This is a genomic window from Cupriavidus sp. 01L45, from assembly GCF_056399885.1.
In genome coordinates this window covers 109858-136290 of the sequence record NZ_JBFTSG010000020.1, presented here as the reverse complement: position 1 = coordinate 136290, position 26433 = coordinate 109858, and the positions used below count along the sequence as shown (strand labels likewise).

15 protein-coding genes and 1 pseudogene are annotated in these 26433 nt (G+C 66.1%); 9 read left to right on the top strand and 7 right to left on the bottom strand.

What is annotated here, in order from left to right; all coding sequences use genetic code 11:
- Both AC1DT6_RS16185 and AC1DT6_RS16180 read right to left on the bottom strand, forming a co-directional pair.
- A pseudogene (locus AC1DT6_RS16185) lies at positions 1-319 on the bottom strand (NADP-dependent malic enzyme); the annotation flags it as partial.
- Between the two features lie 390 nt (positions 320-709).
- Positions 710-1180 carry an Lrp/AsnC family transcriptional regulator gene (locus AC1DT6_RS16180; protein WP_441625871.1) on the bottom strand — a complete coding sequence of 157 codons (471 nt, stop codon included), beginning with the start codon at positions 1178-1180 and terminating at the stop codon, positions 710-712.
- Positions 1181-1287: 107 nt separating this feature from the next.
- Here AC1DT6_RS16180 and AC1DT6_RS16175 point away from each other — a divergent pair, with 107 nt between their 5' ends.
- The 6 genes from AC1DT6_RS16175 to AC1DT6_RS16150 all read left to right on the top strand — a co-directional run bounded on the left by AC1DT6_RS16175 (position 1288) and on the right by AC1DT6_RS16150 (position 9678).
- Positions 1288-1914: a LysE family transporter gene (locus tag AC1DT6_RS16175; protein ID WP_428179538.1), complete on the top strand. Its 627-nt coding sequence runs from the start codon at positions 1288-1290 to the stop codon at positions 1912-1914.
- Positions 1915-2142: 228 nt separating this feature from the next.
- Complete coding sequence (locus tag AC1DT6_RS16170; protein ID WP_441625869.1) at positions 2143-2616, top strand: cobalt-zinc-cadmium resistance protein; 474 nt, start codon at positions 2143-2145, stop codon at positions 2614-2616.
- A gap of 193 nt (positions 2617-2809) precedes the next feature.
- A complete protein-coding gene (locus tag AC1DT6_RS16165; protein ID WP_441625875.1) occupies positions 2810-4072 on the top strand; it encodes a TolC family protein in 1263 nt (420 codons plus the stop codon).
- Positions 4073-4074: 2 nt separating this feature from the next.
- Entirely contained in the window at positions 4075-5235 is a 1161-nt protein-coding gene (locus AC1DT6_RS16160) for an efflux RND transporter periplasmic adaptor subunit (protein WP_045241811.1), read from the top strand.
- A gap of 6 nt (positions 5236-5241) precedes the next feature.
- The gene (locus tag AC1DT6_RS16155) at positions 5242-8361 is read left to right on the top strand and encodes an efflux RND transporter permease subunit (protein ID WP_477114776.1); all 3120 of its coding nucleotides are present in this window, start codon (positions 5242-5244) and stop codon (positions 8359-8361) included.
- A gap of 204 nt (positions 8362-8565) precedes the next feature.
- The gene (locus AC1DT6_RS16150) at positions 8566-9678 is read left to right on the top strand and encodes a helix-turn-helix domain-containing protein (RefSeq protein WP_477114775.1); all 1113 of its coding nucleotides are present in this window, start codon (positions 8566-8568) and stop codon (positions 9676-9678) included.
- 53 nt (positions 9679-9731) lie between these two features.
- Here AC1DT6_RS16150 and AC1DT6_RS16145 read toward each other — a convergent pair whose 3' ends face one another.
- The 4 genes from AC1DT6_RS16145 to AC1DT6_RS16130 all read right to left on the bottom strand — a co-directional run bounded on the left by AC1DT6_RS16145 (position 9732) and on the right by AC1DT6_RS16130 (position 13561).
- Positions 9732-9992, bottom strand: a complete 261-nt coding sequence (locus tag AC1DT6_RS16145; protein ID WP_441625863.1) for a hypothetical protein — start codon at positions 9990-9992, stop codon at positions 9732-9734.
- 276 nt (positions 9993-10268) lie between these two features.
- Positions 10269-10763, bottom strand: a complete 495-nt coding sequence (locus AC1DT6_RS16140) for a hypothetical protein (RefSeq protein WP_441625861.1) — start codon at positions 10761-10763, stop codon at positions 10269-10271.
- Between the two features lie 19 nt (positions 10764-10782).
- Positions 10783-12759 (bottom strand): S8 family peptidase, encoded by a 1977-nt coding sequence (locus tag AC1DT6_RS16135; RefSeq protein ID WP_477111132.1) that lies wholly within the window; start codon positions 12757-12759, stop codon positions 10783-10785.
- Between the two features lie 577 nt (positions 12760-13336).
- Positions 13337-13561, bottom strand: a complete 225-nt coding sequence (locus AC1DT6_RS16130) for an SUMF1/EgtB/PvdO family nonheme iron enzyme (protein WP_441625857.1) — start codon at positions 13559-13561, stop codon at positions 13337-13339.
- A gap of 156 nt (positions 13562-13717) precedes the next feature.
- Between AC1DT6_RS16130 and AC1DT6_RS16125 the strand changes: the two genes are divergently transcribed.
- Complete coding sequence (locus AC1DT6_RS16125; RefSeq protein ID WP_441625855.1) at positions 13718-14068, top strand: hypothetical protein; 351 nt, start codon at positions 13718-13720, stop codon at positions 14066-14068.
- A gap of 113 nt (positions 14069-14181) precedes the next feature.
- Entirely contained in the window at positions 14182-14670 is a 489-nt protein-coding gene (locus AC1DT6_RS16120) for a GNAT family N-acetyltransferase (protein WP_441625853.1), read from the top strand.
- A gap of 77 nt (positions 14671-14747) precedes the next feature.
- On the opposite strand, the gene AC1DT6_RS16115 is transcribed toward AC1DT6_RS16120, so the two are convergent.
- Complete coding sequence (locus AC1DT6_RS16115) at positions 14748-15788, bottom strand: flagellar brake protein (protein ID WP_441625851.1); 1041 nt, start codon at positions 15786-15788, stop codon at positions 14748-14750.
- A gap of 610 nt (positions 15789-16398) precedes the next feature.
- On the opposite strand from AC1DT6_RS16115, the gene AC1DT6_RS16110 reads away from it, so the two are divergent.
- The gene (locus AC1DT6_RS16110) at positions 16399-26430 is read left to right on the top strand and encodes a hemagglutinin repeat-containing protein (protein ID WP_477114774.1); all 10032 of its coding nucleotides are present in this window, start codon (positions 16399-16401) and stop codon (positions 26428-26430) included.
- Positions 26431-26433: the final 3 nt, after the last annotated feature.

Genomic DNA, 26433 nt, shown 5'->3' with positions numbered 1-26433 from the left:
GCTTGGAAGCCGCCGGACCGATGTCGCCCAGGCCCAGCACGGCGGTGCCGTTGGTGATCACGCCGACCAGGTTGCCGCGCGCGGTGTAGCGGAAGGAATTGGCCGGATCGACCACGATTTCCTCGCACGCGGCGGCCACGCCCGGCGAGTAGGCCAGCGCCAGGTCACGCTGGTTGGACAGCGGCTTGGTCGGCGTGACCGAAATCTTGCCGCGTGTCGGAAATTCATGATATTCCAGGGCGGCCTTGCGCAGTGATTCGCGGCTTTGGTCAGGTGTGCCATCCGGCTTTGCTTCGATATTTTCGGGTGTGGTGGTCATGATTTGCAGTACGAGATTGGCAAGCCAATCGTGCTTCGAGCTGGATTAACGGAATGCTGTGATTCCATCAATCTCCGGGAGTGTCGGCTTCGGTTTCGCGAGCGATATTCCGGCATGTTCATGCCGAAAAAACGCGGCGTATCGGGAGCGATACAAACCGCCGCAACCGCGGTTGGCATGGCCTGATCACCATGAGAATGATCGCGCGGAGAGTATCGGACCAAGCGTAGCCGTGCCCCAGGCTGCCGTACAGTATCAGAGCGCGCCTAATTTACCGTATCAGCGAAGTGCGGGCGAAATCAGGAGGAGACGGGAATATAACCATGGCCGGGATTTGAAATAATCTCAACCCGCCTTGAATTCGATCGAGGCATGGCGCGAATGCCGGGGCTAGCCGGCCGGCCTCGGTTCCCGTTGTGCCGGCGGCGCAAGTCCCCGGCGCTCGATCGGCGTCGAGAAGACAATGGAAGTCCTTGTCTCGCCGAACCCGTTGATCTCGGAGAGGAACAACTCCAGGTCCTCCAGGTCGGTGGCCACCACGGATAGCATGTAGGAATCGTTGCCGCTGACATGATGGCATTCCAGTACGCGCGGCGAGTCGCGGAGTTTGTCCAGCAACGCCTGCTTGCCCGGCTGAGGCACATTGATTCCCACGATGGCGCGCACGCTGTAGCCCACGGCCTTCGGGTCGATGTCCGCATGGAATCCTCGCACCACGCCGGCCTCTTCCAGGCGGCGCAGGCGCTCCAGCGTAGCGGGGATGGACAAGCCCGTGGCTGCGGCCAGTACCTTGAGCGGTTGCCGCCCATCGGCCTGGATGGACTGGATCAGGCGCCATGCCTTGTCATCGAGTTCAAGCATAGGGTTTCCGTACTTTGGCCGGGCAGCTTAAAAAATCGAAAGCTCGTCTGCCGAACCACGGAATTTACACGATTCATTTGCCGGGGAGAACTGGATACCATGGGCGCATGGATTCGACGACACTTCTCCTCTTCCTCAAGGCGGCCCTGGTCGGGATTTCGATCGCGGCGCCGGTCGGCCCCATCGGGCTCCTGACGATTCAGCGCACGCTTGAGCGCGGCATGGCAGTGGGACTGGCCACCGGCATGGGAGCCGCGCTGGCGGACTCCGTGTATGGCGCGATCGGCGCCTTCGGGGTCAGCTGGATCATCCACGCGCTTGCCGCCGCGCGCATGCCCCTGGCGCTGGGCGGCGGCGCCTTGTTGCTCTGGCTGGCCTGGCGTACCTGGCGCGCGCCGCTGGCGGCATCGGCGGCGTCCGTGCCCGGCGGCTCGGATCTGCTGCGTTGTCTCGCCGGCACCTTTGTCCTGACGCTGTCCAATCCCGCCACCATCCTGTCGTTTGTCGCCGTGTTCGGCGCCCTGAGCGGCGGTGCCCTCGGCCCGGTTTCTCCCGTTCCCATGATCCTGGGGGTATTTGCCGGGTCATCGCTCTGGTGGCTCGCGCTTTCCCTGGTGGTCGCACGGGGCCGCCATCTGTTCACGCCCGCCTGGCGCCAGCGCATCAACGCGGTCTCGGCGCTCGTGCTGGCCGCGTTTGCGATGTGGCAGTGGATTTCGGTTGTGGGAACGTGATATGGAAACCTGCCCGATCAATGATCGGAGCTTGTCGACTTGCTACCGGCGTCGCTCAAAAGGCAACCGGCAACTTTCGCAACCCTTCAGGAACATGCCGGGCGCTTCCCTGTCTATGAATTGCGTTCAGTTACAATGCTGTAGTGCACCATCGCCTCGCAACAGGCCATTTCAGGCCATTTGCACGCTGCGGGCGAGCACTGCGCCATCTCCGTTTACCCCCAATTCATGCGATCCCTGCTGCTCCTGCTGACCGTTCTGTGCTTGTCTCTGCTGTCCTTCGGGGCAGCGGCGGGTTCGCACGCCGGTGCGGCGGGGGCTGCATTCGAGTCTGCCCAGGCCGAGCGGCTTGACCCGCTCGACCGCGTGATCCTGGAATCCACGCTCGCCCGCACCCTCGACGAACTGGACGGCGGTGCCGACCTGGAACGCGTTGTGGCGCCGGGCGACGATGGGCTGCCGGGTGAATCGGCCGCGGAGGTGCTGGCGGAGGACGACAACCCGCCCGGCTACTGCGAAATCTGGTCCGCCGACCTGCTCGACCCGCTCGACATGCTCGACGAGATCGAGGAATCCAGCGCGCTCTTCGCGCTGCCGACCGTACGCGTCTCGCTGCCGCCCAACGAGATCGCGCAACAGCTCCCGGCGCGCCCGGAGCCTTTGCCCGCGGCCTTCTTCAAGCCGCCCATTTCCCTGATCTGACAGCCCTGGCAACCCCGGCGCGCCATTGGCGTGCCCGGGCTGCGTTCCCATTGCCTGGGCGCCTGGGCCCGATCGCGTCCGCGATCGCTGGCTGACCGTTGGCGCGCGCTTCTTGCGCGCGCCGGCGGCGGGCGCGCAGCCGTTTCGCCTGCCCCCATTTGTCATGCAGATCAAACAGATCACTATGTATTCCATGGTGGCGTTGCTGTCGCTCGGAGCCTTGCCGGCTCTCGCGGCGGAAACGTTCACCTTGCCGCAACTGCTGTCCCTTTCGCAGTCCACCAACAAAGGCGTCGAAGCGGCGCAGGCAGGCGTGGATGCCGCCAGTGCCGCCGTGACCAGCGCGCGCGCCTATCCCAATCCGCAGGTGGAGGTGCTGTACGGCCGCCTGTCGCCGCGTACCTCCGGTGTGACCGGTGGCGCCGCGCCGACCATGGCCATCACCCAGAAGCTGGACTATCCGCAGCAGCGCAAACTGCGCGCCGAGATCGCCGGGCGCGGCCTGGAGGCGACCGAAGCTGGCCGCCAGGCGTTCCGGGCGGATCTGGCGGCGCGCGTCAAGACCTCGTATTTCGACGTATTGCGGCGCGAGATGGAACTGGCCGCGGCCAAGGAAGACCTGACCATGATGCGGCAGATCCAGGACCGCGCCCGCCTGCGGGTGGAGGTTGGCGAAGCGCCGCGCTATGAGCTGATCAAGGCCGACACCGAACTGCTCGGCGCGCAAAAGACGCTGCAGAGCGCCCAGTTGCGGGTCAACCAGGCCAAGGCCGCGCTGCGCCAGCAGGTGGGCGGCGCCTTGCCGGCGGCCTATTCGCTGGCCGGCAGCCTGAACCAGGCGCCGGCGCTGCCGGCCCTGCCGGTGCTGCGCGATACGTTGACCGGAACCAACGCCGAACTGACCCAGCGCCGCCTGGAAGCCGACCGGGCCAGCCTGGCGGTGGACTACCAGCGCTCGCTGAGGCTGCCGGAACTGGCGGTGCGCGCCAGCGCCGAGCGCCAGCCCGACAACACGGTCTCGCAGGTCGGCCTGGTCCTCACCATCCCGCTGTGGGACCGCCGCAGCGGCCCGGTGGGCGAGGCCACCGCGCAGGCGATCCAGGCCCGCTCGGCGCTGGAGGCGCGCGAGTTCGAGCTTGCGCAGGAGCTGGAGTCGGCCTACCGGCAATACGAGATCACGCAGGCGCAGGTGAGCGCGCTGGAAGGCGGCATCGTGCGCCAGGCCGAGTCCGCGCTCTCGGTGGCCGAGTCGGCCTATCGCTTTGGCGAGCGCGGCATCCTGGATTACCTCGATGCCCAGCGCGTGCTGCGCGGCGCGCGCAGCGACCTGATCGCCGCGCAGTACGAATTGCAGGCGGCCACCATCCAGATCGAGAAGCTGCTGTCGAGCGTGCCCGGGCAATCCGGGGCACCCACGGCTCCCTTCGCTCCTTCGGCACCTACGGAAACCCAATAAGCATGCGTCCCCATTTTCTTCTTTCCCTGACGGCAACCGCAGTCCTGCTGTTTTCCCTGGCAGGCTGCTCCGACGAACCCGCGCCCGCCACCGAAGCGCCCAAGCAGCCGCCCGGCGTGGTCAAGCCGGAAGGCACCCTGCAGGCATCGCTCAAAGTGGCGCCGGTCGCCACCAGCGCCTTCAGCGAAGTGCTGCGCGTGTCCGGGCGCATCGATTTCGACGAACAGCGCGTGGCCCGCATCGGCGCCAGCGTGACCGGCCGCGTGACGGATCTCTACGGCATCCTGGGCCAGGAGGTCAAGGCGGGGCAGGTGCTCGCCCGCCTGCATAGCAGCGAACTGGGCGCGGCCCAGATGGCCTTTCTGAAGGCCGAGGCCCAGACCGAGCTGCAGGTCCGCAACGCCGAGCGCGCGCGCCAGTTGTTCGCCGCCGACGTGATCGGCCGCGGCGAGCTGCAGCGGCGCGAGAGCGAACTGGCAATCTCGTCGGCCGAGATGCGGGCCTATCGCGACCAGCTTCGCGTGCTTGGCATGTCGCCCGCCGCCGTGGCGCAACTCGCCAAGAGCGGCAGCATCGATTCCTATTCRCCGGTGTTCTCCAGCATCAGCGGCACCGTGGTGGAGCGCAACGTGGCGCAAGGCCAGGTGGTGCAGCCTGCCGACGCGCTCTACACCGTGGCCGACCTGTCGCGCGTATGGGTGGTGGCGGAGGTGCCGGAGCAGCAGGCGGCGCTGGTGGCCGAAGGCCAGAGCGTGGATATCGAGGTGCCGTCGCTGGGCAATGGCGCTGGCCAGAAGCAGATCACCGGCAAGCTCATCTACGTGGGCCGTACCGTGAATCCGCAAACGCGCACCGTGCTGGTCCGCACCGAACTGGAGAACCGCGAAGGACGCCTGAAGCCGGCCATGCTGGCCAGCATGCTGATTGCCAGCGCGCCGTCCGAGCAACTGGTGATCCCCGAATCCGCCATCGTGCGCGACGGCAACGACGAGCTGGTGTACGTGGAGCAGGCCGGTGGCCTGTACCGCCTGACCAAGGTCAAGCTGGGCGCCGAGAGCGACGGCATGCGCGTGGTGCAGGGCGGCGTGAAACCGGGCGACCGCATCGTGGTGGACGGCGCCTTCCATCTGGACAACGAGCGCAAACGCCTGGAACAGGGTTAATCGATCATGATGAAAGCCCTTGTGGAAGCCGCTATCAAGCAGCGGCTGGTGGTCTGCGTGCTGGCCGTTGTGCTGTTCTTCTTCGGCCTGCGCGCGGCGACCAAACTGTCGGTGGATGCCTTCCCCGATGTCACCAACGTACAGGTGCAGATCGCCACCGAAGCCACCGGCCGTTCGCCGGAGGAGGTCGAGCGCTTTGTCACCGTGCCGGTGGAAATGGCGATGACCGGGCTGCCCGGCCTGGAAGAGATGCGCTCGCTCAACAAGGCGGGCCTGTCGCTGATCACGCTGGTCTTCACCGATGCGACGGATGTCTACTTCGCCCGCCAGCTGGTGATGGAGCGCCTGATCGAAGTGGCCGGCCGCATGCCCGAGGGCGTGACGCCGGTGCTCGGTCCGGTCTCCACCGGCCTGGGCGAGGTCTACCAGTACACGCTGGACCGCACCGACGACGGCAACCGCGCGTTGACGCCCGAGGAGTTGTCCGAGCGCCGCATCGCGCAGGACTGGGTGGTGCGCCCGCTGCTGCGCTCGATTCCCGGCGTGGCGGAAATCAACTCGCAGGGCGGCTTCGTCAAGCAGTACCAGGTGCTGGTCAACCCGGACCGCATGCGCCACTATCAGGTCACGCTGCAGCAGGTCTACCAGTCGCTCGCGCGCAATAACGCCAACTCCGGCGGCGGCGTGCTGCCGCACTATGCCGAGCAATACCTGATCCGCGGCGTGGGCCTGGCCCGCGGCGTGGACGATATCGGCAGCATCGTGCTCAAGGAGATCTCGGGCACGCCGGTCTATGTGCGCGACGTGGCCAACGTGACCATCGGCCACGAGGTGCGGCAGGGCGCGCTGGTCAAGAACGGCGAGACCGAATCGGTCGGCGGCATCGTCATGATGATGCGCGGCGGCAACGCCAAGGAAGTGGTCAGCCGCGTCAAGGCCCGCGTGGCCGAGATCAACGAGCGCGGCATGCTGCCGGGCAAGCTGCAGATCGTGCCGTACTACGACCGCAGCGAGCTGGTGGATTCGGCGCTGTGGACAGTCACCAAGGTGCTGCTCGAAGGCGTGGTGCTGGTGGTGATCGTGCTGTTCCTGTTCCTGGGGGATGTGCGCTCGTCCGTCATCGTGCTGGCCACGCTGGTGCTGACGCCGCTGATGACCTTCATGGTGATGAACCAGGTGGGCTTGTCGGCTAACCTGATGTCGCTGGGGGGGCTGGCCATCGCCATCGGCTTGATGGTGGACGGCTCGGTGGTGGTGGTGGAGAACGCGTTCGAGCGGCTCGGCCATCGTGACAAGAGCGGCATGACCAAGACCGAGATCCTGGTCAAGGCGGTGCAGGAAGTGGCCACGCCGGTGATCGTCGGCGTGGGCATCATCATCCTGGTGTTCCTGCCGCTGATGACGCTGACCGGCATGGAAGGCAAGATGTTCGCGCCGCTGGCGTTCACCATCTCGATTGCGCTGGCGATTTCGCTGTTCCTGTCGCTGACGCTCTCGCCGGTGTTGTCGTCCTACCTGCTCAAGGGCGGTGCGGAGCACGATACCTGGCTGATTGCCTTCATGAAGCGCCACTACCTGCGCATGCTGCACTGGGCGCTGAACAATAGCCGCAAGACCGTGATTGGCGCGGTGATGGCATTCATGGCCACCGTCGCCATCGTGCCGCTGCTGGGCACGTCCTTTATCCCCGAGATGAAGGAAGGCTCGATCGTGCCCGCATTGGACCGCGTGCCCAATATCTCGCTGGAGGAGTCGGTCAAGCTGGAGATGGAGGCCAACAAGCTGGTGCTGTCGGTGCCGGGCGTGAAGTCGGTGGTGTCCGGCGTGGGCCGTGGCGAAAGCCCGGCCGACCCGCAGGGCCAGAACGAATCCACGCCCATCGCCAGCCTGAAGGACCGCGACGAGTGGCCCGACGGCTGGACCCAGGACGAGATCGCCAACGCCATCCGCGAGAAGCTCAAGGCCATCCCCGGCGTGCAGATCGTGATGGCGCAGCCGATTTCCGACCGCGTCGACGAGATGGTCAGCGGCGTGCGTTCGGACGTGGCGGTGAAGGTGTTCGGCGATGACCTCGACAAGCTGCGCGAGCTGGCTGGCGAGATCGCCCGCGTGGCGGGCGGCATCCAGGGCTCGCAGGATATCCGCATCGAGCGCATCTCCGGGCAGCAGTACCTGTCGATCGAGATCGACCGCCAGGCCATTGCGCGCTACGGGCTCAATGCCTCGGACATCCACGACATCATCGAGATCGCCATCGGCGGCAAGCGCGCCACGGACATCTTCGAAGGCGAGCGCCGCTTTGCCGCGGCGGTGCGCCTGCCGGAAGAGTTCCGCGACAACGTGCAGGCCATCCGCCAACTGCTGGTGGCCACGCCCAACGGCGCCCAGGTGCCGCTGCAAAGCGTGGCGAAGATCGAAGTCACCGACGGCCCCGCGCAGATCAGCCGCGAAATGGCCAAGCGCCGCGTGGTGGTGATGATCAACGTGAAGGACCGCGACCTCGGCGGCTTCGTCGCCGAGCTGCAGCAGGCGGCGGACAGCAAGGTCAAGTTGCCGGAAGGCTACTACCTGGAGTGGGGCGGGCAGTTCCAGAACATGGAACGCGCCATGGGCCACCTGAAGATCATCGTGCCGGTGACCATCGCCGCGATCTTCTTCCTGCTGTTCCTGCTGTTCAACTCCGTGCGCTTTGCCACGCTGATCATCACCGTGCTGCCGTTTGCTTCCATCGGCGGCATCATCGGCCTGTTCATCACCGGCGAGTACCTGTCGGTGCCGGCCTCGGTGGGCTTTATCGCGCTGTGGGGCATGGCGGTGCTCAACGGGGTGGTGCTGGTGTCGTATATCCGCACGCTGCGCGATTCCGGACTGTCGCTGGACCAGGCGGTGATCCAGGGCGCGACCCAGCGATTCCGGCCGGTGATGATGACGGCCACCATCGCCATGCTGGGTCTGGTGCCCTTCCTGTTCTCCACTGGCCCGGGCTCCGAAGTGCAGCGTCCGCTGGCGGTGGTCGTGATCGGCGGGCTGATCACGTCGACCCTGCTGACGCTGGTGATGGTGCCTACGCTGTACCGCTGGTTCGATAACCGGAAGCCGGACCCGATGAAGGATGTGCCGGTGTAGTACAGGCACATCGCACAGTCAGGCAACGCCTCACGCGGTTTCGGTGGGGCGTTTTTCTTTGGGGCAAGCCGGCGCGCTAACGCATGACCCCGTCCATTCGATATCATGTGCGCTGCCGCGGACCAACGCGCAAAGCACGGCATGGCGTCGCACCGGGGCGGCGGGGCGCCGAAGCCTTTTACCGTAACGCCTCCAGGGAATCACGTGTCAGGGCCAGCATCAGCACAGATTGCGGAAGAATTCGAAGCCAGTGTGGAGGCAGCGCCGCCGGAAGTGCACGTCCGCCTCGACGGGCGCGTACTTCCGGAAGCCTGCGAACTCTGGCGCGCGGCGCTGGCGCCGCTCTTCGACGTCAGGATTGGCGCCGCGCAGGGCGCCTTCTCGGGTGAGTTGATGGCGTTGCATCTGGGCGACAGCCTGATCGCGCGCTGCGCCGGCTCCGTGGAGCATCGCTTCAAGCGCGGCATCGTCGAGATCCGGCGCAGCAATATCGACCACATCCTGATTCAGCTCTATGCCGCGGGCGGCGTTCAGGGCGAGTATGGCAACCGGGCGCTCAATGCTGGCGTGGGTTCGATCAGCGTGCTCGACCTGGGGCGGACGCTGGATAGCTGGACACCGCCGTTTGCCAATATCACCCTTACCGTGCCGCGCGATCGCCTTCCCGCGTCGCTGCGGAGCTGGAACCTGCACGGTACGGTGCTGGACGCCGGCCAGGGATCGGCGCGGCTGCTGGCGTCGCACCTGTCGCAACTCCTGCTGGCTGGCGACGCGCTGACAGGCGAGGAGAGGGCGGCATCGGTCACCGCGGCGCTGATCATGCTGGAGGGCAGTGGCGCCAGGCTTCGCGATAGCGAGCCCGACGTGCAAAAGGCGGCACGCCGCAGCATGCGCAAGCTGGTGCAGCGCTATATCGAAGAACACCTGACCGCGGAAGCGCTCTCGCCGGAACAGGTCGCCGGCGCTTTCCGCCTGTCGCGAGCCAGCCTCTACCGCCTGTTCGACGCCGACGGCGGCGTGAACGCCTACATCCAGGGCCGGAGGCTGGATCGCTGTTTCGATGAACTTGCCCGATCCAAGGGCAGCGGGCTCAGCATCGCCGAGCTGGCATATCGTTACGCCTATTCGAATGAGAGCACCTTCAGCCGTGCCTTCCGCCGCCGCTTCAGCCTGAGTCCGCGGGAGGTGCGCGCGCTCGCGGAGCATCCGCGCAACAGCTGGCCAGCGGCGCCGGCCGACGCAAGCGAAGCGACCACCATCAACAAATGGCTGGAGAGCCYGCGGGGCGAATTCACTGCCACCGGCAGCGGCGCCTGACGGTATCGGGGGCCGTCCGATGCCTGGCCCGGATGCCGCCTGGCGGCAAGGGCTCAGTCCTCGACTTCGATGACCTGCCCGCCGCACTGTATGTAGCACGCCTGGTAAGCGCTGTCGCAGCTGTAGGTCGATGCGTAGCTGGAGCAGTAAGCCTGCCGCTTGGTGCATTGCTCCTTGCCCTTGTCATTCGCGGAGGCGGCAAGGCAGGTGGCAAGGGTGTTGGCGCGCCGTGTTTCGCAGGCCTGCTCCTTGACGGCTGCGACCTGTTCCTTGCCGGTGATGCAGATCTGCTTGTTGGTTTCGCAGGTCGTCACGCATTGACGGCCCGCATCGGATTTTGGGGGGACGTACTTGTAGGATGTACATCCTGCCGCCAGGACTGCCAGGAGGAAGCCGCACAGGCTTCGGTATGGTCGTTGCATTTCCATCATCGGGAGCGCGCCACGGGGCGCCGGTGCATCGCGCCTGCCCGGCGCAAGTTCCCGGCTGGCGTTTCGGCGCCTGGAGCGCCCCGGCGCTTCTTCGGGGACCCCAGGCAGCCGTGGTTTTCAAACGAGGCAAAGCAGCGTGACTCCGGCCGTGAAAACCGCTCAGCGCACCTTGGGCTTGCCATACCGGATCGGCACATCGACCCCCGCCGCCGGCGGAAGCAGCGTCTTGAGCTGCTCYCTGGCAGCCGCCGCATCCTGGAAGGAAGCGAACGTCAGTTTGCTGATATTCATGTGATCGAAGTACTGGATGCCGGTGGCTGAGCGGCTTAGCTTGCCGACTTTCTGCTGGACTTCCTGGGTTGATACTTGCGAAACAATCACCTCGTTGTGGCTCTCGCCGACAACGCCCCGGTCGTTCACGACCAGCGTCACCGGGCTCCCCATGGCGCCCGCGCTCTTTGCCGTGGCCGAAGCCGGCAGCGTCTGGAACGACTGGCTGCCAAGACGAACGGCCGTCGTGCCCGCAAGGCTCTTCAATTCCGCGGGTGAAAGCTGCTGCCCGGCCACATAGGCCGACGCGCCCGCGTGGCACAGCGTGGCGGCGAGCGCCGCGGCGCCGCACAGCAAGACCCTGAGGGACAAGTTCTTTTTCATCATCATTCTCCTCGCCCCGTTATTTCGCGGCAATCACACGGTACTCAACAGCCAGGGGCTTGCTGAGCTTGACGCTGGCACCATCGGCTTCCGGCAGAAAGCTGCTGCATGCGCCGGGCGCGGCGGGGGCTGGCATCGCGCTGACTGCATACACCTCCCAATTTCCGGCGGCGTTCTCGCCATGGAATGCATAGCTGCCCAGCCCGTAGCTTTTCACTTCCGGCACGCCTGTGCTGTAGTAGCTGTTGTAGGGAACGGCGAGTGCGGAAATGGTCCCCGAGGGGGATTTGACAAAGATGCCAACGCTGCCGACGCAGATGGAGCCGCTCAGTCTCAGCTGCAGGGCATCCACCTTGTCATTGCCGCCGACCGTGAACTGCCCCAGCTTCTGGACCGAACCGTACTTGAGCTGCGCGCTATCCGCGAACGCCTTGGTGAAGCCGCCAATTTCCAGGGTTGCCGGCTTGTAGGCGCTGTATGCCTTCGCCAGCCTGACGGCGGCCGCGGCATCCGCCAGGCCGAAGCCGTACCAGTTCGAGTAGTAGTTGCCCGCGGCATTCTTTTGCCAGCCCAGATCCAGCCGCGCAGTCTGGCTGCCATCGACGAGGCTGGCATCATCACTGGCGGTAAATGTCCCCTGCTTCAGGTCAAGCCGGAAATTCCGGTTGTCGCGCGAGCCATAATTCGGATCGATTCTCCTGGCGGTCACGCGAAGAATCTCGCGGACGTCTCGCCACGTCAGGTTCGGATTTGCCGCCAGCATCAGCGAAACCACCCCCGAGATGGTCGGGGTGGCGGCCGAAGTGCCATTCATGCTGGAATAGTCGCAGTTCGGGTTATCTTTCTTGTTGGTCGCGGTGCCGCCAATGGTGAATGCATTGGCTAGTTCCAGGTAGTTGCGGCTATATCCTTTCGCGCAACTGGTCAGGTCGGTCGAGTAGATCGTCGGCCCGGAGCCGCCTTCTCCGTACTGCCCCTTCTCCCCATATTCACCACCGAGCCCGGTGATCCAGTTGACCGCTCCGGCGTTGGAGTAACTCGATTTGATGCCCTTGGCGTTGGCCGCGCCTACCAGGATGACGCCAGGCTCAAGCGCTTCCGTGTCGTTCGCGGGATTTTCGCAACTGAGGACGCCGCTTATCCCGTCGATATCGGGGCAAGACCTGGGTGTGTCGCCCCGGATGGCGTGGTACTCATTGCCCGATGCCTTCACCATGACCAGGCCCTTGCCGCTTCTCAGGTTCGGGAAGGCCCGGATGACGGCACTGGTCCCGGCTGCGGTGTCGTACTCGTCCGGCACCTCTGGATTCCCGCCATATGAGGCATTGATGATATGGGCATTCCGGGACCAGTCGGCGCCGCCGTAGGCCTGCAGGATGTCGGCACCCGCGGTGCCGATGAAGCGCGCGCCGCCCAGGGTGGCGCGGGGCGCGATGCCAATCACGCCCTTGCCGTTCTGCGCCGCGCTGATGATGCCGGCGACATGGGTGCCATGCGCGTCCGCGATGTTCATCGGGATATTGGCGGGCGTGGGGTTGCTGGTGCCGTCGTCAAAGTTGTAAGTCATCGACTTGTTCACATTGGCGACCAGGTCCTCATTGTTGATATCGACGCCATCGTCGAGAACCAGGACATTGACGCCCTGGCCCTTGATGCCCGCGGCATGCGCTTCTTCCACATTGAGGTCGGTGACGCCATCCGCCGTATCCGGGAATGACTTGAAGTAGCTGGTGGCCTGCCTGAGCGCCCATTGGTAGATGTACAGCGGCTCCGTGACCCCGGTCTGACAGGCAAACTTCGCATCGACACCGGTTTCGGTACAGCTCGACGCCAGGGGCACGGGTGTGGGCGCGGGCGCGGGCGTGGGCGCGGGCGTGGGCGCGCCGGGCGTCTGGGCGCTCGCAGCCGGGGTCTCCGGGTTGTCGCCCCCGCACGCCGCGAGCGCGGCGGCCGCCAGAAGCGTCAGCGATATCAGTTTCGTTCTTCTTTTCAGCATGAGATTACCCGCTCTAAAAATTGAGTTTTCACTACGCCATGACTGGTGCCGGGCGAATACCGCAGGAACTGCATGGTGTCGGCCAGCCGCGGCGATGCGATTGCGCGGACGCTGCCCGCCGCCATGCGGCGCTATGGACGAACGCCGAAGACGCGACCGGGCCGGCGCATGGAATTGCGCCGGACGCAAGCCGCGCTGCCTGGTTGCTATCGAGGGCCTTTTTTGGAATGGCCTGGTCGTGCGCGGCCTGCTGGTGGCAAGGGTGTCGTGCCCGCCATCGAAGGTCGCTTGCCAGTCAGGCCCGGGGCCGCGCTCTTTCTCTAGAGGGCTGGCGCGTACCTCGAACCGGCGCCAATTTTTGCAGAGTTATCGTTTCGGCACTTGACGCTGCGTCTCACAAAAACTGACGTTTCGTCTCACGTGGGGGTGTCGCGGGCGCTGGCAGGCAAGCATCGCCGGCACGGGACCCGGCGGGGCATGCGCGAGGGGTGCGCTCCGCCCCTGTCCGCTATGTCAGGAAGGGAACTTGCGCGGTATGGCGATAGGTTGATGCAGATGAAGCCAGAGGTGAGCCGAATCACCCGCCGCCGCGAAACACACGATACGAACCATCGACCTCCGGATCGTATTGATCGGCGCACCACTTCCAGACGTTGCCCAGCGTGTCGTAACGTCCCCGGTCATTGGGCCGCTTCCGACCGGCCTCTTGCGTGTTGCATCCGGTGTTTTCTCCATACCAGGCTATATCGGCGAGTTTTCCCCATGGTCTGGAAGGCTGGAAGTCTTTGGCAGGAGGTTGCAATACCGGACGGCATCAATCCATGATACGTTCTCCACCGGACATTGCGCGGCGGCATACGCCAATGGCCATTGGCACTGGCCCGGCACGTCCAGCGAACGCCTATCCGGCACCTTGTCGGCCGGGCTGAATTTATTGCACTTCTCTATCCCCAATATCATGAAACAAAAGCCCAAAGGGCAAAGCCCGCTGAAGAGGCATATCGCGGCAGGTTCGATCGTATTCGCAACGCTATTGGCAGGATGCGCCGCCCAGCCACCCGTGAGCGCCGTGCCCAACCCAGGCCCGCAAGGCAGCCGTGGCACGCCGGAGGGCTGCCAGGCCGACAAGCTTGCCGATGACGCGCTGATCGGCAAGAGCGAGGCCGATGCCGTCGCACTGCTCAAGGGCTGTGCCTGGCGATTTGGCGAACGCGAAGGCCAGCATCTGCCCGGCACCATGGACTACAACCCCCAGCGCCGCACGCTGGACGTCAAGGACGGCAAAGTGACCGCGGTACGCCGGGGGTGATCGGCCAGGCCGGACTGCGGCAGTGTAGTATCCCGGCGGCCCGTAAGGCGGACGCAGCAAGCTGTCGTTTCGTGGCCCAGGTTTCGTAGCCCAATTCAACAGTGTCATCGCCGATGCGTATCGAACAAGCCCGATCAGACGACGTGCAGGCGGTTGCTTCAGTCTTGCAAGAGGCGGCGCAGTGGCTTGCCAACACAGGCCGGCCACTATGGATGCCTTCCGACGTGAGCATCGAGCGTGTGCTTTGTGATACCGCGGCAGGGAACTTCTATGCGGCGCGCGACGGCGATGACATCATCGGCGTCATGCGGTTCGAACTGGAAGACCCGTTCTATTGGCCGGAGGTCGAGCCCGGTACATCCGCCTTCGTGCACAAGCTGGCGGTTCGCCGCTCGTGGGCCAGGCAGGGTGTCTCCACCGCGCTGCTAGCCTTCGCCCGAGAACGCGCACGTAGTCTCGGGCGCCGGCATCTCCGGCTGGATTGTGTCGCTGACAGGCTGGCGCTGCGAACGCTCTACGAGCGTTTCGGCTTTGGGCTGCACAGCTGCGTGCAGAAAGGCGCAGGGTCCGTTGCCCGTTACGAACTGGCGGTCACGGACTGAATGGGCTGAATGGACTGCCGTCCTTCAGCGTCGGCAGCAGTCATCCGGTACATATCTCCCCGGCATCCGCTTCCCGGTCATTCGCGTCCCGCGAGCTCGATGTGGTAGACCAGGCGCTGGATGAAGGTCTGCTGGCCGGGGCCGAGGGAGACAAAGGTGCAGCCAATGTGATGCATGGCGCGCTGGTCGCTCCACACCAGACCATGCCCGACCACCTGCAGGTCGAACTCCAGTTCGCCCTGGTTGCGAAAGTCCAGCCTGCATTTCGGCAAGATCGTGCCTGCCGGAAATGGGTCGGTATTGGCGATACTGGTGCGAAGGCCGACACCGGAGAGCGAAAGGTCGGCAATGTCCAGCTTCAGAACCTCGTCATCGGGCGTGCGCAGCTCGCAACGATAGCCCATGGCGGCGTCCGGGCGTGCGCGGGGGTGGCGGCGGCGTTCAAAATGGTAGAGCTGGGCCGGGAAGGCCGCGGCGCAGGCCATGCCGCCCTGATACCTGATGGGGTAGGGTCTTTTGATGACGAAGCGGATCTTGACATCGCGCAGCACCGCGGAGACGGCAATCTCGTCCGATGTCAGCAGCAAATCCCGCTCCGCTTCTGTGCGGCATCCGTCGAAGATGAAGGTACAGCCTACGGGGTCAACCTTCAGCAATGTGGTGGCAATCCTGTAGCCGTCGCGCGTGCGCAGCCTGACAACGCACTTCAGCCAGGCAAGATCGAGCAGCACGGCACTGATCTGTATGGGAAGGGTGAGCCGGTGGCGGGCATCGGGCGGGAAACCGTCTGGCGCTTGCGTGCTAGCGGTCTGGCGCTTGGCATTGGCGGGTTCGGGGCTCACGGGATCCTTCAACAAAATGGGAATCGAGGAGGGCTGCGTCTCGATTCCAGCGGCGCTATGTTCAGATGTGCGGGCGGCCCGGCGGGGGCGACGGGACGTTACCCGAGGAAGAATAACGGCAGAAAGCGGCGAGACTTTACCCCTGCGCTCGGAGGGGTAAGTAAGGCAATCCACCCAAGATAAGCAGCCATAGAATGGCACATTTTTTTCGCGCAAGGCATTGACGGGCAACGAGATTTGAGTAAGCACCACCCTGGTGCAAATATCTGCGCGCACGCAACCTGCACTCCCCATGCTGTTTCACCAGCTGCGCCGGAGCCGCTTCGGACCTGCGGATGAACCGCATCTGCGCCATCACCGCGCTCAAGGCGTATCCATCGCGTGCGACCGGATCGCGCCTGGCCTCGGCCGGTATCTTGGTGGATTGATTCCTATCCCCCACGTTTCGTGAGGTGGCTGCTGCGCTCGAAACGCCAGAATCTCTGCCGTTTGGACGAATAAGTCTTAATTAGTACTTGTCCTATTAAATGCCCGTGAATCATTCAATTCGGATTATTAATATAGGACTAGTCCTATATTAGGCCAGGCGTGCAACGCTTATAGCACGACTGGCCTCCACGCTTCAATCCCACTTCAGTAGGTTAAAGCCAGCTAACGGCGGGTCATCGCCCGCCAGCCCGCTTGTCGTCGCAGCTTTACTGCCGGCAGCAGACTTTTTTGTCCGCTTTCGAATGAATTAAGAGTCAATTGTCTGATTGACCATTTCGCCGGAAACAAAAAACAATGTAAATGCCTTCGCAAGGAATGACATTTCCCATTCGTCATTCCATCAAGTCCATTAAGGTGCCGTTCGCCATGGCGCCGCCAATCCAGGACCGAATCAAGCATGAATAAGGGTAGTTTCCGCCTGGTTTTCAACAGGCGTCGCGGCATGCTGGTCGCCGTCGAAGAATCGGCAACCAGCACAGGCAAGGGCCATCAAGGCGGCGCGCGGTCAATCCGGCGTGCGCGGCAGGGCCCGGCGCGCATCGCATCGCTTGCTGCTGCGCTGCCATCCGTGCCGTTCGCACTGCTGACCCTGCTGGCGCTGGCTGCCCCCGCCAGCGCCCGGATCGTGGCGAACCCCGATGCCGGCGCCAACCGCCCTGACGTGATCCAGACCAGCAACGGCCTGCCGCAAGTCAACATCACGCGGCCCTCGGGCGCTGGCGTGTCCACCAACGCCTACACGCAGTTCGACGTAGGCAGGGGCGGCGCAATCCTCAACAACTCACCCACCATCGTTTCGACCCGGCAAGCCGGCTTTGTCAACGGCAATCCCAACCTGCTGCCGGGCCAGAACGCGCGCATCATCGTCAACCAGGTCACCAGCGCGCTGCCCAGCCAACTGCGCGGCTACCTGGAAGTGGCCGGGGGCCGGGCCGAAGTGGTGGTAGCCAATCCCAACGGCATCCTGGTCGACGGTGGCGGCTTCATCAACACCAGCCGCGCCACGCTGACCACCGGCGTGCCGGTATTCGGCGGCACCGGCAGCCTCGACGCCTTCCGCGTCACCGGCGGGCAGATCTCGGTGCAGGGTGCCGGCCTGAACGCGGCCAATGTCGACCAGGTGGACCTGATCGCCCGCACCGTTACCGCCAACGCTGCGCTCTACGCCAACAACCTCAACGTCATCGCCGGCGCCGGCCAGGTGGACCGCGCCACGCTGGCGGCTACGCCGATTGCCGGCGCCGGGCCCGCGGCGGGGGTGGGCATCGACGTCAGCCAGCTGGGTGGCATGTACGCCAGCAAGATCCTGCTGGTGGGCACCGAAGCCGGCGTGGGCGTGAGCAACCGCGGCGTGCTGGCCGCGCAGGCTGGCGATCTCACGCTGAGCGCGCAGGGCCGGCTGGAACTGGCCGGCAAGACCAGCGCCAGCGGCAACCTGGCCATCGCCGCACGCGGCGGCGTGGACAACATCGGCACCACCTATGGCGCGCAGGCGGTTTCGCTCGATACGGCGGGCGCGCTCAGCAACAGTGGGACGCTGGCGGCGCAGCAAGCCCTGCGCGTCAACGCGGGCAGCGTCGCTTCCAGCGGCAGGCTCGGCGCGGGCGTCAATGCCGACGGCTCGGTCGGCCAGCGGGCCGACCTGACCGTCATCGCTGACGGCACCCTGTCGTCCAGCGGCAAGCATGTGGCGGGCGGCAATGCCAGCCTGAACGGCACGGCGCTGCAACTTGCCGGCAGCCAGACCACGGCGCTGGGCAACCTGAACCTGTCCGCCACCGCAGGCGATATCAACCTGAACGGCGCCGCCGCCAGCGCCGGCGGCGCGCTCGGCGCCACGGCCCGCGGCGCGCTGAGCAATGACCGGGGGCAGTTGTACAGCCAGGGCGCGACAGCCATCACGGCCGGCAGCGTGTCCAACCAGGGCGGACAGATGCTGGCGCAAGGCGCAACGACGGTCTACTCGGCCGGCGCCATCAACAATGCACTGGGCGAGATACAGGCGGGCGGCGCGCTGGGCGTCAAGGCGTCCTCGCTGGACAACGGCGCGGGCCGGCTGGTCTCGCTCAATGCCGATGGCCTGTCCGTCGCCGCCACGGGCGCGCTGACCAATACGGCGGGCACGACGGCGAACGGTGCCAAGGGCGGCGTGATCGGCGGCAACGGCAGCGTGCGGCTGAAGGCCGGGACACTGGCGAATCAGGGCGAGATCAACGCGCAGGCCAATGCCGGCCTGGATGCCCGGTCGCTGGACAACGACCGCGGCAGCATCACGGCGGGCGATGCGCTGACGGCTACCGTCGCCGGCGCAGCGAGCAACCGCCAGGGCACCATGTCGGCGGGCACGCTTGACGTCACGGCAGGCTCGCTCGACAACGGCGCGGGCCATATCGAGGGCGGCCGGGTCGGCATCCGCACGGCGGGCGACCTGGCCAACCGTGGCGGCGCGATCAGCCAGTTCGGCGAGGGCGACACGGTCATCAATGCCGGTGGCGCCTTCGACAATACCTCGGGCACGCTGGCCACCAGCGGGAAGAACCTGACGCTGGACGCGCAATCGCTGTCCAACGACAGTGGCCGCGTCGCGCATGCGGGCAACGGCACGCTGGCGCTGACAAGCCACGGCGCGCTGGGCAATGCCGCCGGCATCCTCCAGACCAACGGCGCGCTGGACGTGCAGGCCGCCGGTGCAGTGACCAACACGGGTGGGCGGATCGAAGCCGCCGGCACGCACGGCGCACTGTCGCTTGCCGCCCGGAGCGTGGACAACACGGGCGGGCGCGTCGTCAACGTGGGCGACGGACTGACCCGCGTGCGGGCGCGGCAGGCGTTGGTCAATGCCAATGCGGGCCTGATCGGCGGCAACGGCAAGGTGCAACTGGTGGCCGGCGCACTGGCCAACCACGGCCAGATCACCGCCAAGGGCGATGCCAGCCTGGATGCGCAATCGCTCGACAACGACCAGGGCCGCGTCACGGCGGGCACCGCGCTCACCGCCACGGTGGCCGGCGTGGCAAGCAATCGCCAGGGCACGCTGTCGGGTGGCGTGGTCGATCTGTCGGTGGCGTCGCTGGACAACGGCATGGGCCTTGTCGAAGGCGGCCAGGTCGGCATCCGCACAACGGGCGGCTTGTCCAACCGTGGCGGCGCCATCAACCAGTTCGGCAAGGCCGACACCGTCATCAACGCCGGCGGTGCCTTCGACAACACCTCGGGCACGCTGGCCACCAACGGGAAGAACCTGACGGTGGACGCGCAGTCGCTGGCCAATGACGGCGGGCGCATCGCGCACGCCGGCGGCGGCGCGCTGGCCCTGACGAGCCGGGGCGCGCTGGGCAATACCGCCGGCGCCATCCTGAGCAATGGCACGCTCGCCGTGCAGGCCGCCTCGCTGGACAACACCCGGGGCAACCTGTCCGCGCAAGGCGCCGCCAGGGTCGCCACCGGCGCAGTCCTGATCAACCGCCAGGGCACGCTCTACGGCCAGTCTGGCCTGTCGCTCACCAGCCAGGGCCAGGTGGATAACACCAACGGCACGGCGCAGACCGGCGGCGACCTGCTCCTCGCTGCCGATGGCACGCTGAGCAACGCCGGCGGCACGCTCACCGCCAACGGGGCGCACGGCAAGGCCACCGTATCCGCGTCCGGCATCGACAACCGCGGCGGGCGGATTGCCAACGCGGGCGATGGTGCCACCACCGTCACCGCAACCGGTTCGCTGGACAACACCGGCGGCACGCTCGGGGGCAATGGCGACGTCAGTCTCGCCGCCAGCGATCTCGACAACACTGGTGGCGCGCAAATCGCCGCGGCCGGCGCGCTGACGCTGGGCATCACCCGCAGCGTGGACAATCGCGGCGGCAGGATCTACGGCGGCAAGGGCCTGAGCCTGGACCAGGCCGGCGCCACGCTCGCCAATGACAGCGGCACCGTGCTTGGCGGCGCCGACGTCCAGATGAAGGTCGCGTCGATGACGAACCAGGGCGGCGCGGTACGCGCCAACCAGGACATCGGCGTATCCAGCGCTGGCGGCACCGTCAGCGGCAGCGGCGAGATGACGGYGGGGCGCAACCTGACGCTCAGCGTGGCGGGCGACTATCTCAACGATGCGGCCAACAAGCTCAGTGCCGACGGCGACATGCAGATCAACGCCGGCGGGACGCTGACCAACACCGGCACGCTGGCGGCGCGCGGCAGCCTGGCCGTGCAAGGCGCGAACGTGAACAACGCCGCTGGCGCCGGCATCAACGCGCAGTCCACCACCGTGCGGGCCGACAACGCCATCAACAACGCCGGGCGCATCGAAGGCCATGCCGTCAACACCCTGAGCGGCACCCTGGCCAACACCGGCGCGGTGATCGGCAACACGGTACAGGTACAGGCAAGCGACATCAGCAACACCGGCCCGGCCGCCGTCATCGCCGCCGCGCGGGACCTCAGGATCCATGCATCCAATGCCGTCTCCAACCTGGACGGCGCGCTGATCTACAGCGCCGGCAACCTGCAGATCGCCCGCGACGGCACGCGCGACCCGGGTACCGGCATGCTGGCCAACCAGATCAACGTACTCAACAACCGCTCGGCTGCGATCGAAGCGGATGGCGATATCGATATCGCCGCGCGGGCGGTCAACAACACGCGTACCAGCATCGTGACGGAGGCGGGCACGCCGCAGCAGACCGCGGCCCGGACACTAACCACGTGGTTCGCGGGGTTCACGGGCACCGAGCAGCGGAACCACAAGAGCATCACCTTCCCGAGCTGGAACTGGGCGGGGGCGAGCGCGCCTGTCAGCGCCAGCCTGATCAATGCCCTGCGCAGCCCGATCACGGTCGAGGTACCCAAGACCACGGTCGCCAGCTTCGACCCCAACACCAAGACGCTGTCGTTCACGCAGGCGCCGGTTGAGGCGTATTTCAACCCGCAACAGCCCGGCTGCGCGAATGACAATGACTGCTTCACTCCGCCGCCGATCCTGACCCGGCCCATCACCACCAGCAGCACGCAGTACTACCAGGACATCCAGGACACGGGGACGACCTACAAGATCACCTTCTGGCCCGACTGGGATCCGGCCAGGCACATCCGCCCGGACCAGGTGCGCGTGCGCTACGACCTCGGGCCGGACTATCACGACTACAGCGAGATATCGCGCACGACCGTCGCCACCACCGCGACCGACCGGCTGGTCAGCGCGACCCCCGCAGCCAGGATCCAGGCCCAGGGCACCATCCGCGTCAACAGCGACGGCGGCACCATCCTCAACCAGTCCTCCATCATGGCTGCCGGCGGCAGCCTGATCCGGCGCGCGGTTGCCAGCGAGGTACAGGACATCGGCACGGTGCTGCAGCAGACGGTCAGCACCACCGACACATCCACCTTCTATTGGCACCGGAAGAACGGTAGCAACAGCGATACGCAGGAAGTCCCGTATCCCACCACGCCACAGAACCCCACCACGGTGGCGGCGCTGCCAGCCCTTGCCACCGCCAACCAGTCGGTGCAAACCACCGCGCAGGACATCACCGTCGGCTCGGTCAACCGCGTCGGCCAGACCGTCACCGGCAGCGGCGTGGCGGGCGGCGGCGCCTCCGGCACGCTGCCCGGCAGTGTCGCGGGCACGGCCGGCGCCGCGCCAACCCTTGGCGCGGGCGCCGTCGCGGCAGCCACCGGCGCTACCAGCCGCCCGCAGACCCTGGGCACCGCCGCGGGCGGCATTCCCAACCTGACTCTGCCGGTCAACGGCCTCTTCACGCTGCGTCCGGCTCCCGCCACGCCTTACCTGATCGAGACCGATTCACGCTTCACCCAGTACAAGACCTTCCTCTCCAGCGACTACATGCTGGGCGCGCTCGGCCTGGACCCGCAGAAGGTGCAAAAGCGCCTGGGCGACGGCTTCCATGAAGAAAAGCTTGTCCGCGACCAGGTCACGGCGCTGACCGGCCGCACCTTCCTGGCGGGCTATTCCGACCAGTTGCAGGAATACCAGGCGCTGATGAACAGCGGCGTAACCTGGGCCAGATCCTTCGGCCTGTCCCCCGGCATCGGCCTGTCCGACGACCAGATGCGCCAGCTCACCACCGACATGGTCTGGCTGGTGGCGCAGGACGTAACGCTGCCCGACGGCACGCACCAGTCCGTGCTGGTGCCCAAGCTCTACCTGGCGCAGTCCAGCGCCGTGGACCTGAACCGCACCGGCGCGCTGGTCACGGGCAACAGCGTGGCGCTCAATGCCAGCGGCAATGTGAACAACAGCGGCCGCATCGTTGGCGACGTCGCCACGCAGGTGCTCGGCAACGACATCGTCAACCGCGGCACCATCGGCGACACCAGCGGCACCACCGTGGTCCAGGCGCTGCAGGACGTGCGCAACCTGGGCGGCCGCATCGGCGGCCAGGACGTGCTGGTGCAGGCCGGGCGCGATGTGGTCAGTGAAACGCAGACGATCAGCGAAGTCCGCACGATCGGGCCCAATGGCTATCGTGCGGGGGCCACGGGCGTCGGCTCCGTGGCGGCCATCTCGGCGACGGGCAACGCCGTGGTGCTCGCCGGCCGCGACGTCACGCTCAGTGGCGCTGTCCTCGAGGCCGGCAAGGGCGCACTGATCGGCGCCGGGCGCGACCTTACCGTTGGCGCCGTCACGCTGGGCACCACGCAGGATGCCGTCTCGCGCGGCGGGCAGAGCTATTCCCACGACCAGGCCAGCACCGTCGCGGGCAGCCTGGTCCAGGCTGGCGGGAACGTCGTCGCCGTGGCTGGCCGCGATGCCACGCTGGCCAACGCCGGCATCCAGGCCGGCGGCAATGCCTCCCTCGTCGCTGGCCGCGATCTCACCGTCACCGCAGCGAAAGACACTCACACCCACAGCGAAGGTTCGCTGGGTGGCAAGGGCGCGGCCTACACGCAAGCCTCGACCGACGAAACGGTCCGGGGCAGCACCGTGCAAGCCGGCAACAACGTCACCCTCGCGGCCGGACAGGCACCCTTGGCGGGCGCCGTATTGCAGGCCAACGGCATCAAGGCGGAAGCGCCCGCCACCGGTGCGGGCGGCAGCGGCGGCAACCTGGCGATACTGGGCTCGACCGTCGCCACCGGCGCCAACGGCAACGGCGGCGGCACCGCGTCGCTGGTAGCCGCTGGCGACATCACCGTCGGCACGGTCACGCAGACGCATACCCAGGAAAACTGGCAAGAACACAAGCGCTCCGGCTTCCTCTCCAGCGAGCAGAGCACCAGCAAGCGCAGCGCCGGGCAGACCTACGCGGTGGGCAGCACCGTGTCGGCCGACGCCGTCGGCGGCAGGGCCGGGCGCGACCTGACGGTATCCGGCTCCAACATTGTCGCCAGCGATGACCTGGCGCTGCGCGCGGACCGCAACCTGACGATTGGCGTGGGGCAGGACACCACCACGAGCAGCAGCGCGGAAGAGAAACGCAAATCCGGCATGTTCTCCGGCGGTGGCCTCTCCGTCACGATCGGCAAGCAGCAGCTCAATCAAGCGCAACAGGTCAGCACGGCCACCAACGTCGGCTCGATGGTCGGCAGCCTGAACGGCAACGCCAGCCTGAGCGCGGGCCAGGCCTACACGCAGACCGGCAGCACGGTCAGCGCCCTGCAGGGCGATGTCGGCGTCCGCGCCAAGCGCGTGGATATCAATGCCGCCACCGACACCGCCAGCTCGTCGCAGGAAAGCCACTTCCGGCAAAGCGGCCTGACCGTCACCGTCACCAACCCGGTACTGGCGGCGGCCCAGACGGCGGGCCAGATGGCGCGCGCACAAAGCCAGACCGACGACCCGCGCCTCAAGGCGCTGGCGGGCGCGGCAGCGGGGCTGGCTGTATCGAACGCGGCCGATGCCGTCAAGGCCGACCCCAAGGCCATGGGTGGCCTCAACATCAGTGTCAGCTTAGGCGGCTCCAAGAGCGACAGCCAGCAAACGCAAAGCAGCACCACGGCGGCAGGCAGCACCGTGCGCGCCGGTGGCGACGTGCGCATCCGCGCCGAAGGCGGCGGCACGGACAGCAACATCAACGTGGTCGGCAGCAATATCCAGGCCGGCAACAATGCACTGCTGAAAGCCGACAACCAGGTCAACCTGCAGGCCGCGGCCAGCACCGCCGAGCAGCACGGCAGCAATAGCAGCGGCTCGGGCGGCATCGGCATCGGCCTGAACCTTGGCGCGCAGGGCGCGAGCATCGGCCTCACCGCCAGCGCGTCCGCCGCGCGTGGCAACGCCGACGGCAACGACGTGACCTGGACCAACAGCCACGTCAACGCCGGCAACACGCTGGTGATCGACTCCGGCGGCGACACCAGCTTGCGTGGCGCCACCGCCACCGGCAAGCAGGTCATTGCCGACATTGGTGGCAACCTCAATATCGAAAGCCTGCAGGACACCAGCCGCTACAAGAGCAAGGACCGGTCCATCGGCGGCAGCCTGACGGTTGGCGCCGGCTTTGCCGCCAGCGCCAACGTTGGCCAGCAGAAGATCGACAGCGACTACGCCAGCGTGACGGAGCAATCCGGGATCCGTGCCGGCGCAGGCGGCTACCAGATCGACGTCAAGGGCAACACCGACCTCAAGGGCGCGGTCATCGCCGGCGGCACGGCGGACAAGAACAGCCTGTCCACCGACACCCTGACTGGCAGCGACATCCGGAACCACGCGGAATACAGCGCCAGCAGCGTCAGCCTTGGTGGCGGATACGCCCAGGGCAAGCCGATGATGCCGCTGGGCGGCGGCTCGGGCGGTGGTGGCGGCGTAGGCCTGACCCAGGGCGGCCAGGCCGCCACGGGCGAGGCGGTGCCTGGCACCAACCTGCCAACCAGCGGCGGCAACGGGCAGGGCGCCTCCTTTGCGCCCCCGATCGCGATGTCTGCCTCGGGCAGCGCCAGCAGTACCACCGCCAGCGGCGTTAGCGCGGGCAACATCACGATCCGCAATGAAGAGAAGCAGAAGGCGCTGACCGGCAAGGATGCGGCGGAAACCATCGCCAGCCTGAACCGCGAGACGGACAACACGGCCAATGCACTCAAGCCGATCTTCAATGAGAAGGAGATCCGGGCAGGGTTCGAGATTGTGGGGGCGTTGCAGCGGGAGGCGGGGGTATTCCTGAACAACCGGGCGAATGAGGCGGATGCAGCCAAGAAGGCGGCCGAGGCGGTAGCCAAGGATCCGAGTGCGACGCCTGAACAGCGGGCGGAGGCACAGCGGCGCGCAGATGATGCGGCCAAGTGGGGTCAGGGCGGGACATATCGCCAGGTCATGACGGCGCTGACGGCTGCCGCTGGCGGCAATGTGACCGGATCGGCGGCGCAGTTCGCGCAGGGTGCGGCGGTGGGGTACATCCAGGGGCTGGCGGCTGGTCAGGTCAAGGCCATGGCCGATTCCCTGGGCAAGGGCACACCGGAAGCCGAAAGCGCCCGGGCGGCGCTGCATGCCATTGTTGGTTGCGCTGGTGCGGCGGCGGCCAGTCAGGCATGCGGCGCCGGAGCGATGGGCGCGGCGGCTAGTTCCGTACTTGGCAGCCTGCTGGCGCCGACCGACGAGATGTCGGCGCAGGAGAAGCAGGCGCGCGAGAACCTAGTGCAGAGCCTAGTGGCGGGTGTGGCGGGCGCGAGCGGTGTGAACGCCACCACGGCGACGAACGCGGCGACGTTTGAGGTGGAGAACAATCAACTCGCTGCGCCAGCGCCGATGCCGCCAATGTGGACGCCGGGCCAGGCACAGACCCCTTTCAAGACACCGGGGAAGCCGGCTGACAAGAGCGAGCCAAAGCTAACTGGCACGCCGGACCAGTCTGAGAAGACGACGACAAAGCCACTCGTCAACCCGATCACGAATGTCGTGGCGGAGATAATTTCGTTGCCGGCGAATGTTGTTCACGGGCTTGGGTTAATCTTCAACATCGGGGGCAGTGGTTCTCCACAATCTACCGGCGCAAATACGGCAGGAACAGGTGAATCGGCTTCGGCGGTAAATGGCATAAAACAGGGTGGCACGGTTGAGCTATTCACGGATGCCAGCGGGCCGAAGGTTCCTGGTGCTGTAGGTGTGGGGCCAACCGATGCCACTGCTGTTGCAGTGGATGCCAGGAGCATGCCAAACATCCCGAGCAATAGTCAGGCTACGGTAGTTGCGAGCAATCCGTATATTCCAAAAGGTGCGGGCGGCACTTTTTCCATGATGGACTACCTGCCCGAGGCCACACGCATTACCCAGCCGGGAGGCGAGATTGTGATTAACGGGACAGCGGCAAATAAGTACCTTACGAACATGCCGACCCAGGCGCAGCTTGATGCTTTGGGGCTAGAGGTTAGGTACCAAGGGCCCTTGTTGCCAGAGTACCAAGGGCAAACATTTTTGCGCGCCGACGGCTCAAAATTGAATGATTCGATGCAATCAATTATTTTTGTGAAAAAGAAGTGAATT